This is a genomic window from Paenibacillus sp. MMO-58, from assembly GCF_037146255.1.
GTDB lineage: Bacteria > Bacillota > Bacilli > Paenibacillales > Paenibacillaceae > Pristimantibacillus.
Map to the genome: position 1 here is coordinate 133,270 of NZ_JBBCVY010000009.1, position 15,332 is coordinate 148,601.

At 50.9% G+C, this 15,332-nt stretch carries 18 protein-coding genes; 13 read left to right on the forward strand and 5 right to left on the reverse strand.

Annotation, left to right across the window (positions count from 1 at the left end; genetic code table 11):
- Nucleotides 1-26 precede the first annotated feature (26 nt).
- Nucleotides 27-728: a phosphatase PAP2 family protein gene (locus WFJ73_RS24240; protein ID WP_336775524.1), complete on the forward strand. Its 702-nt coding sequence runs from the start codon at nucleotides 27-29 to the stop codon at nucleotides 726-728.
- Between the two features lie 28 nt (nucleotides 729-756).
- On the opposite strand, the gene WFJ73_RS24245 is transcribed toward WFJ73_RS24240, so the two are convergent.
- Entirely contained in the window at nucleotides 757-945 is a 189-nt protein-coding gene (locus WFJ73_RS24245) for a hypothetical protein (protein ID WP_336775525.1), read from the reverse strand.
- A gap of 132 nt (nucleotides 946-1,077) precedes the next feature.
- Here WFJ73_RS24245 and WFJ73_RS24250 point away from each other — a divergent pair, with 132 nt between their 5' ends.
- On the forward strand, nucleotides 1,078-2,853 hold the full coding sequence (locus WFJ73_RS24250; protein ID WP_336775526.1) for an SgrR family transcriptional regulator: 1,776 nt from the start codon (nucleotides 1,078-1,080) through the stop codon (nucleotides 2,851-2,853).
- A 55-nt stretch (nucleotides 2,854-2,908) separates the two neighbouring features.
- Here WFJ73_RS24250 and WFJ73_RS24255 read toward each other — a convergent pair whose 3' ends face one another.
- The 3 genes from WFJ73_RS24255 to WFJ73_RS24265 are packed head-to-tail and all read right to left on the reverse strand — an operon-like array spanning nucleotide 2,909 to nucleotide 4,978.
- A complete protein-coding gene (locus WFJ73_RS24255) occupies nucleotides 2,909-3,367 on the reverse strand; it encodes a hypothetical protein (protein ID WP_336775527.1) in 459 nt (152 codons plus the stop codon).
- Complete coding sequence (locus WFJ73_RS24260) at nucleotides 3,364-4,137, reverse strand: hypothetical protein (RefSeq protein ID WP_336775528.1); 774 nt, start codon at nucleotides 4,135-4,137, stop codon at nucleotides 3,364-3,366. The genes WFJ73_RS24255 and WFJ73_RS24260 overlap by 4 nt, the downstream gene beginning before the upstream one ends.
- Nucleotides 4,138-4,141: 4 nt before the next feature.
- Nucleotides 4,142-4,978 carry a hypothetical protein gene (locus tag WFJ73_RS24265; RefSeq protein ID WP_336775529.1) on the reverse strand — a complete coding sequence of 279 codons (837 nt, stop codon included), beginning with the start codon at nucleotides 4,976-4,978 and terminating at the stop codon, nucleotides 4,142-4,144.
- A 224-nt stretch (nucleotides 4,979-5,202) separates the two neighbouring features.
- Between WFJ73_RS24265 and WFJ73_RS24270 the strand changes: the two genes are divergently transcribed.
- Both WFJ73_RS24270 and ybaK read left to right on the forward strand, forming a co-directional pair.
- On the forward strand, nucleotides 5,203-5,358 hold the full coding sequence (locus WFJ73_RS24270; RefSeq protein WP_336775530.1) for a hypothetical protein: 156 nt from the start codon (nucleotides 5,203-5,205) through the stop codon (nucleotides 5,356-5,358).
- Nucleotides 5,359-6,061: 703 nt separating this feature from the next.
- A complete protein-coding gene (gene ybaK, locus WFJ73_RS24275; RefSeq protein ID WP_336775531.1) occupies nucleotides 6,062-6,535 on the forward strand; it encodes a Cys-tRNA(Pro) deacylase in 474 nt (157 codons plus the stop codon).
- 14 nt (nucleotides 6,536-6,549) lie between these two features.
- Here ybaK and WFJ73_RS24280 read toward each other — a convergent pair whose 3' ends face one another.
- A complete protein-coding gene (locus tag WFJ73_RS24280; RefSeq protein ID WP_336775532.1) occupies nucleotides 6,550-6,969 on the reverse strand; it encodes a GNAT family N-acetyltransferase in 420 nt (139 codons plus the stop codon).
- 153 nt (nucleotides 6,970-7,122) lie between these two features.
- Here WFJ73_RS24280 and WFJ73_RS24285 point away from each other — a divergent pair, with 153 nt between their 5' ends.
- The 9 genes from WFJ73_RS24285 (at nucleotide 7,123) to WFJ73_RS24325 (ending at nucleotide 15,263) form a co-directional block, all read left to right on the forward strand.
- On the forward strand, nucleotides 7,123-7,929 hold the full coding sequence (locus WFJ73_RS24285) for an alpha/beta fold hydrolase (protein WP_336775533.1): 807 nt from the start codon (nucleotides 7,123-7,125) through the stop codon (nucleotides 7,927-7,929).
- Nucleotides 7,930-8,000: 71 nt separating this feature from the next.
- Nucleotides 8,001-8,435: a YciI family protein gene (locus WFJ73_RS24290; RefSeq protein ID WP_336775534.1), complete on the forward strand. Its 435-nt coding sequence runs from the start codon at nucleotides 8,001-8,003 to the stop codon at nucleotides 8,433-8,435.
- Nucleotides 8,432-9,700 (forward strand): RNA polymerase sigma factor, encoded by a 1,269-nt coding sequence (locus WFJ73_RS24295; protein WP_336775535.1) that lies wholly within the window; start codon nucleotides 8,432-8,434, stop codon nucleotides 9,698-9,700. The genes WFJ73_RS24290 and WFJ73_RS24295 overlap by 4 nt, the downstream gene beginning before the upstream one ends.
- Nucleotides 9,700-10,122, forward strand: coding sequence for a YciI family protein (locus WFJ73_RS24300; RefSeq protein WP_336775536.1), 423 nt, complete (start codon nucleotides 9,700-9,702; stop codon nucleotides 10,120-10,122). Before WFJ73_RS24295 ends, WFJ73_RS24300 begins: the two co-directional genes overlap by 1 nt.
- 83 nt (nucleotides 10,123-10,205) lie before the next feature.
- The gene (locus WFJ73_RS24305; protein WP_336775537.1) at nucleotides 10,206-10,580 is read left to right on the forward strand and encodes a VOC family protein; all 375 of its coding nucleotides are present in this window, start codon (nucleotides 10,206-10,208) and stop codon (nucleotides 10,578-10,580) included.
- Between the two features lie 206 nt (nucleotides 10,581-10,786).
- Nucleotides 10,787-11,764, forward strand: a complete 978-nt coding sequence (locus WFJ73_RS24310) for a LacI family DNA-binding transcriptional regulator (protein WP_336775538.1) — start codon at nucleotides 10,787-10,789, stop codon at nucleotides 11,762-11,764.
- A gap of 215 nt (nucleotides 11,765-11,979) precedes the next feature.
- Nucleotides 11,980-13,317: an ABC transporter substrate-binding protein gene (locus WFJ73_RS24315; protein WP_336775539.1), complete on the forward strand. Its 1,338-nt coding sequence runs from the start codon at nucleotides 11,980-11,982 to the stop codon at nucleotides 13,315-13,317.
- Between the two features lie 234 nt (nucleotides 13,318-13,551).
- Nucleotides 13,552-14,436: a carbohydrate ABC transporter permease gene (locus tag WFJ73_RS24320; RefSeq protein WP_336775540.1), complete on the forward strand. Its 885-nt coding sequence runs from the start codon at nucleotides 13,552-13,554 to the stop codon at nucleotides 14,434-14,436.
- Complete coding sequence (locus WFJ73_RS24325; RefSeq protein WP_336775541.1) at nucleotides 14,436-15,263, forward strand: carbohydrate ABC transporter permease; 828 nt, start codon at nucleotides 14,436-14,438, stop codon at nucleotides 15,261-15,263. Before WFJ73_RS24320 ends, WFJ73_RS24325 begins: the two co-directional genes overlap by 1 nt.
- Nucleotides 15,264-15,332 lie beyond the last annotated feature (69 nt).

Below are 15,332 nucleotides of genomic sequence, written 5' to 3' on the forward strand. Positions count from 1 at the left end.
AAAGGGAAAGGGAGCCTGTTATTGGAATGAGATCAATCAAAGAGCAAAACAAGGTATTATTGCGGTCATTCGTATTCACGATTCTGATTTTGTTCGTATTCGGATGGATCGCGCAGCTTGTCAGCAGGCAGCAGATTGCGGCTTTTGACAATAAAATAACGGATGCCGTCCGCAACGTGCGTTCCGATGCCATGACGGGCGTCATGAAAGTATTTACCCAACTCGGGTCGGAATATTTGGTCATCCTTATAGTCATTGCCTTTTCATTGCTGTTTGCGTTTATTGGCTATCGGAGGGAGCTTATCTTTTATCTCGGTGTCATCGTGGGCTCGGCGCTGCTGAATCTGGTGCTCAAGACAATCTTTCATCGGGCTAGACCGGACATTAACCGGATTATCGAGGCGACGGGCTTCAGCTTTCCCAGCGGGCATTCCATGTCGGCCTTTACGCTGTACGGCATTACGATTTATTTCCTCTGGAAGCATTTGAAGTATAGATGGATGCGGGCGGCGGCGATCCTGGTTGGAGTCGTGATTATAGCCATGATCGGGATCAGCAGAATCTATCTCGGGGTTCATTATCCAAGCGATGTGATTGGCGGTTATTTGGTCAGCGCGGCATGGCTGATGATGAGTATCGGGTTATACGAGCGATTTCTGGAGCAGCGATGGCTCTCCCGGAAGTTTCGGCTTCGCGGCGGCAAAAGTGAAGGACCCTCCTCGGTATAGGATGGTCCTTTTCATTTGCGACAGCGAATCATCTTTTCCTCCAGGTGAGCGGCTTCATCACATGCAGCAGCGGAGTAAGGAAGCCTTTGAGGCTGTTTTTTTTCAAATCGCTGTCGTGTTTGACGTAACGTCCCGAGCGGATGGCCCGGTCGAGCTCGGCCTGGCGCATTTTATGCAGCTGGTCGACGGTGTGATAATCATTGTAATTGTACGGCATTTCAACATCCCCTTTAAATGGTTGAGGTATTTGCTTTCTTGTTTTCATTATGCAGGTGAAACAAAGAGGTAAAAAGTGTAGAATAATTGCAATAGATTTCCCCTTTTAGCGAGGTGAGGAGTATTGCTGGCATTGGAACGTTATTTGACCTTATACAACCGGTTTGCAGGTGCGCCCGGAGCTGGCGCTACAGCAGAGGCGTCCCTGGAACAGGTGGCGGAAGCTTTATTTTGCACGGAGCGTAATGCCAAGCTGGTACTCCGGAAACTGACGGAAGAAGGACTGATCGATTGGCAGGCGGGACGGGGCCGAGGCAACCGTTCGCAAATTACGTTTCGGGAAGACCGGGAGAAGCTGCTCCTTGATCTGTCGAGGCGGTATGCGGAGGACGGCGAATACAATAAGGCGTTCCATCTCCTCCAATCCTATGGGGAAGGGACGGGGGCGAACGAGAAGTTTATGGAATGGATGAGCGGCAGCTTTGGCTTCCGAAGACAGCCGGGGAAGGAAGCGGATGTGCTCCGTCTCCCGATTTTCAAGACGATTATGACGCTTGATCCGGCCGATTTCGTCTATTCCTTATGCTCGCATATGATTCAGCAGATTTTCGACCGGCTTGTCCTGCTGGATGAATCGACCGGACAGATTAAGCCCGCTATCGCGCATTATTGGGAGCATAATGAAGACGCAACCGTATGGACCTTCCATCTGCGTAAGGGTATCCTTTTTCATGGCGGACATGAACTTACGGCAGCGGATGTTGTATTTACGGCGGAGCGTCTGAGGAACGGAGGCAAGCGCAACAGCTGGATTATGCGTTCCCTGGAGCAGGTGGAAGCCGTAACGGAGCGGATTGTAAGGTTCCGTCTGGTTCGGTCGAACTGGCTGTTTCTGAAATACGCGTCTTCGAATGTGATGGCGATACTGCCAGCGGGCTTGCTGGGGTTAAGCGAAGAGCAGTTCTGGAAGCTGCCTTCCGGTACCGGACCGTTCCAGATTGAAGAGTGGAAGGACGGCAGGCTGCTGCTGGGAGCCAACCCGTATTATTATCAATCCCGTGCACATTTGGATCAGGTAGAGATCGTTCATGTGCCGCAGGCGGAAGCCATAAAAGCCGGAATGACCAGCTGGCAGCAGCTGATCTGCGATCCGACGCTTAGGGATGTAACGGTGGAGAACGGCTGGATTCAAATCGAATCGAGGAGCTTATGCACCAGTCTGCTAAGCTGGAATATGAAGAAGGCTGGTCCGCAGCGGTCGGAGACCTTCCGCCGTATCGTAAACCGGCTTATTGACCGGCATGCCATGATCCGGGAATTGTCCGGGTATAGGGATTTTCCGGCAAGAGGTTTTTTTCCCGAGCTAATGACCGCTCATGAACCGGATAAGAATAGTCTGGAACCGGAGGAAGCAAGCAGGTTGCTGCTTGAAGCAGGGTATGCCGGAGAGCCGATGTCCTTATGCGCTCATCCGGGTCATGCCGAGGATGTGAATTGGATTGCGGACCGCTGCCGACGTGCCGGTATTCCAGTCGAGGTCCGTATTGAGGCGCCTTATACGATTCATCATGTCCTGGATGAGATTGATCTGCTGTTCCATGCGCTTGTATTTCCGGAGGAGGATGTAAGTCTCATTGAGGGGTGCGAGCAAGAGGGAAGCTTTCTGAAGGAGCTGATGAGCCCGGAGCTGTCGATCTGGACGATGGAAAGCTTCGATCAGGCGCTGGCAAGCGAAGATCCGGCTAGCCGAAAGGCGATTTACACGGCTATTGAGGAGAGACTTAAAGGCGAAGCACAGGTGCATTTTGTCCTTCATATGACATTTCATACCGATTATCATCCTTCGTTAAAAGGAGTCCGGATCAATTCGCTTGGATGGATCGATTTCAAGGATATTTTCCGTACCTGATTATTAGCGGGATTAACGGTCTGCCCCTGGCAGGCTGTTTTTTTGTGACCGGGAACTATTCGGGCGAGGCATGGGCAAGGCCAACGGTTAAGGCACTGCTTGCCCACATCACTTGTTGAACCTCGTCGGCTTGCTTGGCCTGGCATTGTACGATGACGGTAACCTCCGCTTTAAGCTTATTGTGTTCTTGGTGTTTCTTCGCGAATACGGCATTGATGCCGAACCCCAGGCAGAAGCCAATAAAGGCGAAGATTAGTCCCCATATCACCGGCCCCCATGTCCATATGAATCCAAGGCTGGTACCAATAACGGACAACCCCGTAGCAAAGGCCAAGCCAATCTCGATTCCCGTGGAAACCGAACTCTCTTTGTTTGGCTTATCGGATTGAAAAATCTTGGATTCCTTGTCCATGCAGACGACTAGCAGCCGTTCCTTGGATAGCCCTATGCTTTCCAATTTGGTCAGAGCATGCTCAAGCTCGATGGAATGCTTGAAGGTGCCAATAATAATCATCTGTTTTCACCTGACTTGCCAAAGATTCGTACAGCGGAGGAGCGGTAACGCTCTGCCAGATGCTGGCGCTGCTCCAGGCTGAAAAGCCTATTATGCTCTTTAGCCTTTATAAAGGCAAGATACACGGAACCGCCAATAACAGAGGGCATGAATAACAGCCAATGTGCTCGTAAAACGGCGATAGAATCCGAAAGCCTGCCGGTCAGAAGGTAGACCAGCGATTCATGCGCATGAGACAAAACAACATACAGCCACCACCAGAACATCGCATAAAAGGCAAGGCCAATCCGATGATTATACAGCTGGCCCATACCCGGGAAGAGCAGCGAAATGACGGCTGCGGCTAATGGACTTTTAGGCTGAATGCACTGAACCTCGGACGTAAACAGCATCATGCTTGGCAGAGGCTCGTTCTTAAGCTGCGCGATACCGTAGAGCTTATTCTGATAGACCGCGGAGTTGTAGCAGTCCCACATCGCGACGAAATAAATAATGATATAGCCGATGACATAACGGGGTTCCAGGATCGCTGAAGCTTCGGTAAAATTCCCGCAAAGCGTATAGACGATTGCCTCGTTGACGTGGCCAAGCGTGTTGAATATCACTTCCGATAACGTGAGGAAGGTCCCCCTTAAATACTGGTTCAGCAAAAAATGGCCAAAGCCGGGAAAAGCAGCCGACCACCACCAGACCATGTAGGGATTGCGGGAATGGATAGACGTAATGCCAAACGGGCTTAGTTTGGCGATAGGCCGCCGTGAGGGGTCCATGGAATCAGTTCTCCCTTCGCAATAGCACAGCGGATTTTTCAACAATAATCCGGTGAAGTCCGCCAAGCAGCTGAATAACTACGATTTGCAGCATGAGCAATAGGAGCACAAGCCCAATGCCGGACGTATATAAAATATCCCTAAGGCTAAGCCACCAGTAGCCGCAGCCCAGCAGACCAATGACGATTGCTTTCCAGATCCAGTTGCCCCGCAAGGAAATTAACAAGGCAAACAAGACGGAATCGATATGGACAATTAAAGTGGCGAATGCTAGGTTATCTCTTGCAGGGTCCTCAAACCATCCGGGTCTGAAGCCGATCTGGTGAAAAAGGAGCAGAAGGCCGGACATGAACGTTCCTTGCAGGGATACATTAATGATATAAAGCACAATCAGACGGATCAGGTAGGGCTGATTCGCTTGGCATAGCTTTTTCCAGAGCCATCTCCCCATAAGAGGCAGCAAAATTAAACCTGTTCCCGTATAGATGATTTTCCACCAATGATGCTCGAAAACCCCTAAATAGATAAAGGTTTGTTCAATTCCCATAAACCCCACGGCAATAAGCAAAACCCACCGAAAGCGAATGCCGTAAGCGGCAATTAAGGTGCAGGTAGACGGCACGATAAACCCGTTCGATACAATAGAGCCTATCGCGCTGTCATAGAACGAATTACGGAGTATCCCGGGCTTATAGTAGTAGCTGTTAAGAAGTACAAAGATGACCAGCTCAAAGATGTAGACCGCCCCGGCAATGCAAATATAGAAGGGGATGATCTTTAAGCTTTTTGTTCTGAACCAGGAGAGCGCGATAAACAGTAAACTAGCAATAACAAGGAGCAAATACGGGACAAACGATGGAATAATATCATCTCCAGGCTGGCAAGATGTAGGACTGGCATTATTTTTCCAATTTTGTTCTAATTTATTCCATTGATAATATCTTTGCAGGCAAAGATGGAATAAAGGCTTTCACATCAAACCTTCAACTGTACGGAACACTCCCTTAATGTTCATCAATAAAATAGGTCTTGTTCCACATTTCACCTAAATGGGAGAGTGAATTCATGTACACGTCACCAATGAAACAAACGGTGAAAACAGCTGTAGCCGGAACGAGGGCAGCGGCTCTGCTTGCGGCTCCGTTCCTGTATTCGCAATCGGCTTTTGCCGCGGTTGGCACGCCTAACTACGATTGTTCCTCTGGTACAAGGAGTATCTGATGTCGGAAACCGAAAAGCATATCTACCTGGAAAATACCCACCGCAATCCGCTCCCGGACGACGAGCTCGCCCGGCGGCTGGAGGAGAAGTTTAGCCGAGAAGGCTAAGCGCAGAGCGGTCTTTGCGAGTTAAGGCCCTTTAGGGGCCTTAAGCTTAGAAAAAACGCCTAGATGAGGCTCGAATCCGGCACTCGTTGCAAGTTTAAGGCCCCTAAGGGACCTTAACGGCAGAAAAATGCAAGACAGTAAGGAGCTTAAGGCTCTTTAGGGATCTTAAGTTTGGAAAAAGGCCCCAATTAGGCTCGGATTTGGCCCACGTCTTCAGTTTAAGGCCCTTGAGGGACCTTAAAGGCAGAAAAATGCGAGACAAAAAGAAGCTTAAGACCCTTTAGGGACCTTAAGCTTCTTTGTTAGAGAGTAGCTAATTGGGTAGTGATAAGACCCTGGCAAGGTCTTATCGGTCATGGAATGTGCGCGGACGTGCTGAAATGGTGATTTATCGCGGTGATAAGACCCTCGGAGGGTCTTATTTGCAAGGAAAGTAGCTAATTGGTTAGGGATAAGATCCCGGTAGGGTCTTATCGGGTATAGGAAAGTGCGGGGACGTACGGAGTTGGTGGGATTGTTATACTCGTATTGGTCTCAACCCCAATTCCTTGGTATAGTCAATCTATGACTATACCAAGGAATTGAGGTTTTTTATTATGTCTAACAAGACAAATGCCTGCCGCAAGCTGGACTCTTTACATATTAAGTACACGCTGCACGAATACGAGTGGGACGAGGAGCATTTGGACGTCGATACCGTTGCGGACAAGGTTGGACTTCCTTCTAACCAGCTTTACAAGACCCTCGTGCTGAGGGGAGATAAGACCGGCGTTATCGCGGCTTGCATCCCGGGAGATAAGGAACTGAATCTGAAAGGCCTGGCACAGGCCAGCGGCAACAAAAAAGTAGAGATGGTCGCGGTAAAAGAGATTCAAGGCCTGACGGGGTACATCCGAGGCGGCGTATCTCCGCTTGGAATGAAGAAGAACTACCCGTTTTATTTACACGAAACCGTGACGGGTATGGAGCTGATCAGTATTAGCGCGGGAAAACGCGGTTTGCAAATCTTCCTCAGCGGCGCAGATCTGGCCGCCGCTTCTGAAGGCAAGCTGGTTGATATTGCGCACTAAGGCGGGTGGTAGAGCTAGCGCTCCATCCTCATATAGACGCTTCTCTCCTTGAAGCCAAGCGACCGCCAGAACGCATAAGCGGCTTCGTTCCCGTACATCACTTCTATATCAAGCTGGTCCGCGTCTAATAGTGCGGCCAGCTTCCCGAACGCCAATTTCCCGAAGCCGTTCCGCCTCTGGTCCCGGCAGATAAAGAACTGCCGTACATACAAGGGCTGCCGCGTATGATCAACAAGAGCATAACCCACAAGCTTATTACCCTGCTCAAACAGGTAAGCTTTGTATGAGGTCCCCATGAAATGCTTCATCCGCTCCTTCAGCTCGCTCAAGGTCATGGCATTATCATGACCTTCATCTTCGATAAGCTGTTTGTTCAGCCAAGCAAGCAGCTCCAAATCCGCTTCAAGGCCTATCCTTATTGTTAATTCACTCATCCCCAATCACCTCATGAGAACCATTCGTTAACCGCCTCAATTCCCCTGCCAAAAAAACTTTTTCAATTTTTTTATAACCGATGTCGATTATCCCGTCTGGCGTTCGTCGTTATAGTAAGAAGCACAAAAAACAACGGTTAAGGAGAGAATGACATGAACACAGTGATCTCGAAGGACGGCACCAAAATTGCTTACGACAAAACAGGGCGCGGCCCGGCACTCGTATTGGTAGCGGGAGCGTTTAGCTACCGGAAGTTCCCGGGGCAGGTGGAGCTTGCGAATGCGTTATCGAGCCGGTACACCGTCTACAACTATGACCGGCGCGGCCGCGGCGACAGCGGAGATGCATCCTCTTACGCGATTGAACGGGAGATCGAGGACCTGAACGCGATTATTGAAGCAGCAGGCGGTTCCGCTTATGTCTGGGGATTATCTTCGGGTGCGGTGCTTGCTCTCGAAGCGGCAGCAAGCGGCTCCAACATTACAAGGCTGGCGCTGCATGAACCGCCGTTTATCGTGAAGGCGGAGGACCGGAAGCCGCCAAGCGATTTTACCGAGCATGTTGGCAAGCTGATTAAAGCCGATCGGCGCGCGGAAGCGATCAAATATTTTATGACCAAAGGCATGGGAGCCCCTTCCTTCGTTATCCCGATGATGAGAATGATGCCCGGCGTATGGTCGAGGCTGATGGCGATAGCCCACACGCTTCCTTATGATGCGGCTTTGCTCAAAGACTACATGAACGGCCAATCGCTGCCGAGTGAGAAATGGAGAGGCGTTGCTGTTCCAACCGTCGTGCTGGAGGGCACAGAAAGTCCGGTATCCCTGCGGCATGCCGCGAAACAGACGGCAGAGGTATTGCCTAACGCGAAGCTGATCAGCAAGAAAGGTCTTGGACATACGAAAAAACTGCAAACGGACAAAATCGCGCAAGAGCTTACTTCTTTCTTTGCAGTTTAGTTTTCAGGCAGGTAATGGCAATAAGGCAAGAGAAGAGATAAGAACAATACCAATACTAGGAGGGAATTACCATGAGATTTATGATGATCGTAAAAGCAACCACGGATTCGGAGGCAGGCGTTCTGCCAAGCCAGGAGCTGATTGACGCTATGCAAAAGTACAACGAGGAGCTTGTAAAAGCAGGCGTATTGCTCGCCGCCGACGGTCTGCATTCCAGTTCCAACGCGGTCCGGATTTCGTATCCGGAGCCAGGGGGCAAGCCGAAGGTAGTTGACGGTCCATTTACGGAAGCAAAAGAAATGATCGCCGGTTACACGTTGATCGAAGTGAAATCAAGAGAAGAAGCGATCGAGTGGGCACTGCGCATGCCGGATCCGCATGGTTATGGCCAAGGCGAGATTGAGCTCCGCCAGGTGTTTGAGGTGGAAGAGCTGATGGAGGATCCGGAATCGATTGCCAGAGAGGAAGCGCTCCGCAAGCAGATCGGGGAGACCAAAAACGCGTGAGCGTCTCCCAAACGCATCGAACCATCGAAACGATATGGCGAATGGAGTCGCCTAAGATAATCGCAGGCGTAACGCGGATCGTTCGCGACGTCGGGCTGGCCGAGGATATTGCCCAGGATGCGCTTGTCATCGCGCTCGATCGCTGGCCCGACGCGGGCATTCCGGAGAAACCGGGTGCCTGGCTCATGACGACGGCGAAGCGCCGGGCGCTGGATCTGCTGCGGCGCAACAAGCTGCAGGATCAGAAATACGTCGAAATAGCCCGGGAAATAGATACGTATACCGAGGACGATGCGGATCGTGCTCTTGACGGGGAAATTGAAGACGATCTGCTGCGGCTTATCTTTATGACCTGCCATCCGGTATTGTCGCAGGACGCAAGAGTCGCGCTGACGCTGCGTTTGTTATGCGGTCTGACAACCGATGAGATTGCCCGTTCCTTTCTTATCGCAGAGTCTACGGTTGCCCAGCGGATCGTCCGGGCGAAGCGTACGCTGAATGCGGAGAAGGTGCCGTTTGAGGTGCCGGTTGGCAAAGAGCTTGAAGAGCGGCTATCCGCTGTTCTTGAAGTGATCTACCTGATGTTTAACGAGGGGTATTCGGCTACCTCCGGACAGAACTGGACGCGCCCGCTTTTATGCCAGGAAGCGCTTAGGCTCGGAAGAGTACTTGCCGCCATTGTACCGGGAGAACCGGAGGTTCATGGGCTGGCCGCCTTGATGGAGCTTCAGTCTTCAAGACTCAAAACCCGCGTGAATGCGCAAGGCGAGCCAATCCTACTGATGGATCAGAATCGGGCGTTATGGGATCAGCTGCTAATCCGCCGTGGGCTTGCTGCCCTGGAACGCGGGCAAAAGCTGGGGCGGACGTTAGGTCCGTATGCGCTTCAGGCCTCTATCTCCGCTTGCCACGCGGTGGCGCGTACCCCGGAGGAGACGAATTGGATTCGGATTGCCGCGCTTTACGAAGCGCTCTCGAGGCAGACGCCGTCTCCAATTGTGGAGCTGAACCGCGCTGTCGCCATTGGGATGGCTTTTGGCCCGGCCTATGGGCTGCAGCTTGTGGATGCTCTTTACGCCGAGCCTGCGCTCTCGGAATATCATCTGCTGCCAAGCGTTCGGGGCGATTTGCTGGAGAAGCTTGGCCGCTACGAAGAAGCCGCGGCAGAGTTCGAGCGCGCGGCCGCGATGACCCGCAATGAAAAGGAGCAGGCGCTATTGCTGAAGCGGGCGGCAGCATGCAGACAGGAAGGAGGGCAGGCATAATGCGTTATTTAATGATGGTGAAGGCGTCCGGCTTTACCGAAGCGGGAATTGGTACAAGCAGGGATTACGCGGCAAAAATGCTGTCATACCGGCGTGACCTGAAACAGGCCGGCGTGCTTCTTGCCCATGAAGAGCTGCAGCCAAGCTCGGCCGGGTTAAGAGTCGATTATCCGACGGGCGGAGGCGAGGCGGAGGTTTGGGCGGGACCTTTTTCAATTGACCAGGGACTTATCGCAGAGTTTACCTTAATTAATGTCGACACGGAAGAAGAGGCGCTCCAGTGGGCGCTGCGCATGCCGGTTCCGGCGGGGAAAGGTGCCTATGGCATTGAGCTTCGCAGGCTTGAGGATCGGTTAGAGCAACCCCGCGATCCAAGACAGGCCGCCATGGAGCTGGAACTGAAAAATTATTTGCAGTTGTAGGACATGGCCGGCATGTTAGCGGATCGTCGTTTGTGGTAATATAAGGCTTGGCAATTACTCTACTCTAAGGAGTGTAGAAATCAATGATTAATCAGCTTGGACAAGTGATGCTGTACGTGAACGATCAGGAAAAAGCGCGGGTGTTTTGGACGGAAAAAGCTGGTTTTAAAGTAATAGCCGAGGAAGAAGCCATGGGCCAAAAGTGGATTGAGCTTGCTCCGGAAGGCGCGCAGACCTCCATTATTTTGCACGATAAAGAAGTAGTTGCCAAAATGTCGCTCGGAGTAAACCTGGGCACGCCATCGTTAATGTTCTTCTCCGACAGGCTGGATGAGCTGTACAGCGACTTCAAGAACAAGAACGTAACGGTAGGCGAGCTTGTTGAGCTGCCTTTCGGCCGGGTATTTAACTTCGCGGATGAAGAAGACAATTATTTTGCCGTAATGGAAAGAAAATAAATGGCGTTAAACAGCCCCGGTGATCACGGATCATCGGGGCTGTTTTTTATGCTTTTTGTGAATGCCTATGCGTAAACCCGAAGAAATAAAACCCGATAGTATTACCGGAAACCAAATATTGAAGTACAATAAAAGTCAATCCTGGATACGCTTAAGAATGTAGGGCCGTATGCAGCGGAAAACATGAATAAAGAAGAGGGACAATAATGGCAACGATTCATGATGTCGCAACGAAAGCCGGGGTATCGGTCACAACGGTATCGCGAGTACTGAACAACAGGGGCTACATTAGCGAGAAAACGCGCAAGAAAGTATTCGATATTATGGCCGAACTTAATTACCAGCCGAACGAAATCGCGCGTTCCTTGCTTCGAAAGCAATCCAATGTAATCGGTTTGATCATTCCGATGGTGTCCCATCCGTTCTTCAGCCAGTTGGCGAACTATGTAGAATACTACGCTTATCAAGCTGGCTTCAAGGTGATGCTGTGCAATTCCCAACATGATCCGGTGAAAGAGCGGGAATATATCGATATGCTGAAGCGGAACCGGGTTGACGGCATCATCATGGGCAGCCACACGCTCGAGGTGGAGGAATATCGCCATTTGCATTCTCCGATCGTCACGATCGACCGCCAGATTGACAATGAAATCCCATCCGTGTCTTCCGATAATTATCGGGGAGGCGAGCTTGCCGCGGAGCTGCTCATTCGGAAGGGATGCCGCAAAATCGCGCATATATGCGGCAACCAGGAGCTGGACATGCTGTCCAACCTGCGCACGGACGCTTTTCACGAAATCATGCGCAAGCATGATGTTCCGTTTATTACGCTCCAAACAGACATGAACATGTTCGCCCATATGGAATACGAGCGTATTATCGATAAGCTGCTGGAGGAACACCCGGATACGGACGGTATCTTCACGACCAGCGATATTATAGCCACTTTCGCAATTAAGGGATGCATGCGGATAGGCAAAAAGGTGCCGCAGGATGTAAGAATCATCGGTTATGACGATGTAAACGTCTCCTCCTGGATGCTTCCTGAATTGACAACGATTCGACAGCCGATCGGGGAGATGGGCCGCCTGGCCGTAGAGCTTATCCGCAGGCAGCTGGAAGGAGAGCCGTTCGAGGTGGAGAATGTTCTGCCGGTGCAGCTAGTGGAGCGTTCAACGACCTAGGACGCTCTCCTGGAGGCGCATTCAATCGATGGACCTTTCTAAACGAAATATGTCAATCGTTTGACATGTCAAACGATTGACATATGCTAAACGTTTGACATATAATGACTCGTGTAAGCGGTTTATTGGAATGAAACGCGCGTGGCCGCCAATGATGCGATAGCCGTTTCACCTTGCCGCTATCTAAAATATTTGATCCAAATGGGGGAAGAAACGTGAAGAAAATCAAGGGGATTCAATTATCATTGCTTGCTTTTATTTTCGTAATGACGATTACGGCGTGCGGCGGCAACAACGCTTCGAATACGGCGGGTAAAGCCAATTCGTCCGGCAATGCAAGCGCTGCCAGCGACAAAGTGAAAATTACTCTTCTGAACTCCAAAGGCGAAATTCAAACCCAGCTTGAAGACGCTGCTAAGGCATTCCATGAAGACAATCCCGAGATTACGCTTGATATCCAGACTGTTCCAAGCGGCTCGTCGCCGTTCGAGCGCGCCTCCGCATTGTATGCGTCCGGCAATCCGCCGACAATGATCATGCTGGACACCGGAGACGTAGAGAAATTCAAGGACCGCATTCTTGATCTAAGCGGCGAGAAGTGGAATAGCGATGCCGTTGCTAACGCAACCGACCTCACCACCTTCGACGGCAAGAACTACGCGTTCCCGCTGGCGGTTGAAGGCTACGGCTTCATCTATAACAAAGCGGTCGTCGATAAGGCGGTTGGCGGCAGCTTCGATCCGACCACGATCAGGACGACGGCTGATCTTGAGAATCTCTTCAAGCAGATCGAGGCATCGGGCAAGAAGGCGCTCGTTATCTCGCCGATGGATTGGTCGCTTGGCGCGCATTACTTGCCGCTTGCTTACGCCGGCCAGAACAAGGATATGGCGGAAGTGAACAAATTTATCGATTCGCTCAAAGCCGGCACCGCCGATTTGGGAAGCAATAAGGTATTTAACGGCCTCATGGATACATTCGATGTCATGATGAAGTACAACGCCGATCAGAAGTCGCCGCTTTCCGGCGTATATGAGCGCGGACCGGAACTGCTGGGCAAAGGCGAAGTGGGCATCTGGTTCATGGGCAACTGGGCTTGGCCGCAAATCAGCAGCTTCGATACCGCTAACGGCCAATACGGTTTCCTGCCGGTGCCGGTCAGCAACAATCCGGATGATTACGGCAACCAGGAAATCTCGTCCGCGGTGTCCAAGCGTATCGTAGTCGACAAAGAAAAGAGCACGCCTGCAGAGCAGCAAGCGGCCGAGAAGTTCCTGAACTGGATCGTCTACGAGCAGAAGGGACAGGATTTCCTGGTCAACAAAGCAAGCATTATTCCGGCATTCAAAAACATAACGCTTCCAGCAGCCGATCCGCTTGGCAAATCGATTCAGGATTACATTGCAAAAGGCAAATCCGAGCAATCGATGAGCGCGCTTCCGGCGGATCACTGGTCGAAGGTCGGCGCATCCATGCAGAAGTACTTGGCTAAAAAGGGCGATCGCGCGACGCTGGCGGCCGAAATCCAAGACTACTGGAAAAACGTAAAATAGGTTTTATTCAAGAGCACAGATTACATCGAGCAATGGATAAGACAATTGGCGTCTTATCCATTGTTTTCTTTTTAAATTCTAAGAATTTATAAGTTTTGTATTATAAATAGGACTTAGAATTCTCCGGAATGAAACGCGCCACGCCACCAAAGGACGGCGAAGCCGTTTCACCTTGGACTGTTCCGTATCTAATCCCCCATCAAATAATTCCATACAGATCGAGAGGTATCGTCTATGATTGCGGAAAAAGGAGCGTGGAACCGGATTCGTTCCAGACTGTTGTTTACCGGTCCCACCTTGTTTGCATTTCTAACCGTCATGATCATTCCGTTTTTCTACGGCATTTATTTAACGTTTACGAACTGGGACGGTATTTCCACGTCGCATTCGCTTGTCGGATTCTCAAATTACGGCGAAGTGTTCAAGGACCACGTGTTCTGGAAGTCGTTCGGCCTTACGCTCAAATATGTGTTCATCTCGGTTATTCTGATCAACGCGGCCGCTTTTGCGCTGGCTTATGCGCTGTCGAGGGGAATGAAGGGGCAAAGCCTGTTCAGGGCAGGCTTTTTCGTTCCGAATCTTGTCGGGGGCATCGTGCTTGGGTTTATCTGGCAGTTTATTTTCTCGAACGTGCTTGTTTACTTCGGGACCAAGGCGGATATTCCGTTCTTTAGCGCTTCCTGGCTGGCCGATCCCGACAAAGCCTTTTGGTCGCTTATCATCGTCACCGTCTGGCAGTACGCTGGTTACATGATGGTCATCTTCGTTGCCGGATTGATGAGCGTTCCCGGCGATATACTGGAGGCTGCAAGCATCGATGGCGCTAATGGCTGGACGAGAATGCGCAAGATGATTCTGCCGCTGATGATTCCTTCCTTCATCGTCACGATCTTTCTATCGCTGCAGCGCTGCTTCATGGTGTATGACCTGAACCTTACGCTAACGAAGGGCGGACCGTTCAAAAGCACGGAAATGGTCTCGATGCATGTGTATGAGAAGGCGTTTCTGTCCCGGGATTACGGGGTTGGCCAGGCGGAGGCATTCGTATTGTTCCTGCTTGTTGCCGGAATTACGCTGCTTCAGGTCTATTTCAGCAAAAAATTGGAGGTGGAGGCGTAATGGTAGGCAGCAAACCCGCTATCCCTTGGTTGAAAGGCGTCGTACTCACGGTATGCCTCGTCCTGTTCATCGTTCCGTTCGTAATCTTGATCTTGAATTCGTTCAAAGAAAATCAAGCGATTACGTCCAATCCCTTGTCGCTGCCTCTGCGTCTTGAATTCACGAACTACAAGAACGCGTTCGAGCAGATGAATTATATGTCGGCTTTCTCGAATACGCTGGTGATTACGGTTGTCAGCGTGGTTATTGTTTCGCTGCTAGCAGCGATGACCGCGCATTATTTTGTCCGGAATAACACGAAGTTCAATCAGTATACGTTCTTGATCATGGTTGCTTCCATGATTATTCCGTTTCAGGCGATTATGATCCCGCTCGTGAAAATTTACGGATCGCTTGGGCTGCTGGACAATAAATGGTCGCTGATGTATATGTATCTCGGATTCGGCAGCTCGCTCGCCGTCTTTATCTATCATGGATTCGTGAAGAGCATTCCGGCGGAGCTGGAAGAAGCGGCTATGATCGATGGCTGTACGCGGACGCAGACCTTTTTCCGTATCGTGTTCCCGGTGCTTGCCCCGACGACGGCGACAATCGCGATCTTGAACGTCCTGTGGATATGGAACGATTACCTGCTGCCGTCTCTTATTCTGGTGAAACCGGAGGAGCTGACGCTTCCGCTCTCGACGTACAGCTTCCAGGGTACCTATACGTCGGACTACGGACCGCTGATGGCTGCTCTCGTGCTGACGATTCTTCCGATTATCCTGGTGTATCTGTTCGCCCAAAGATATATCATTCAAGGCGTCATGCAAGGGTCGATCAAATGAGAATGAGCGACCGCGTTTAGAGGTAGGTTTTATCGCCAATAAAAATTTGTACTTCCGATTTGCTCGAAA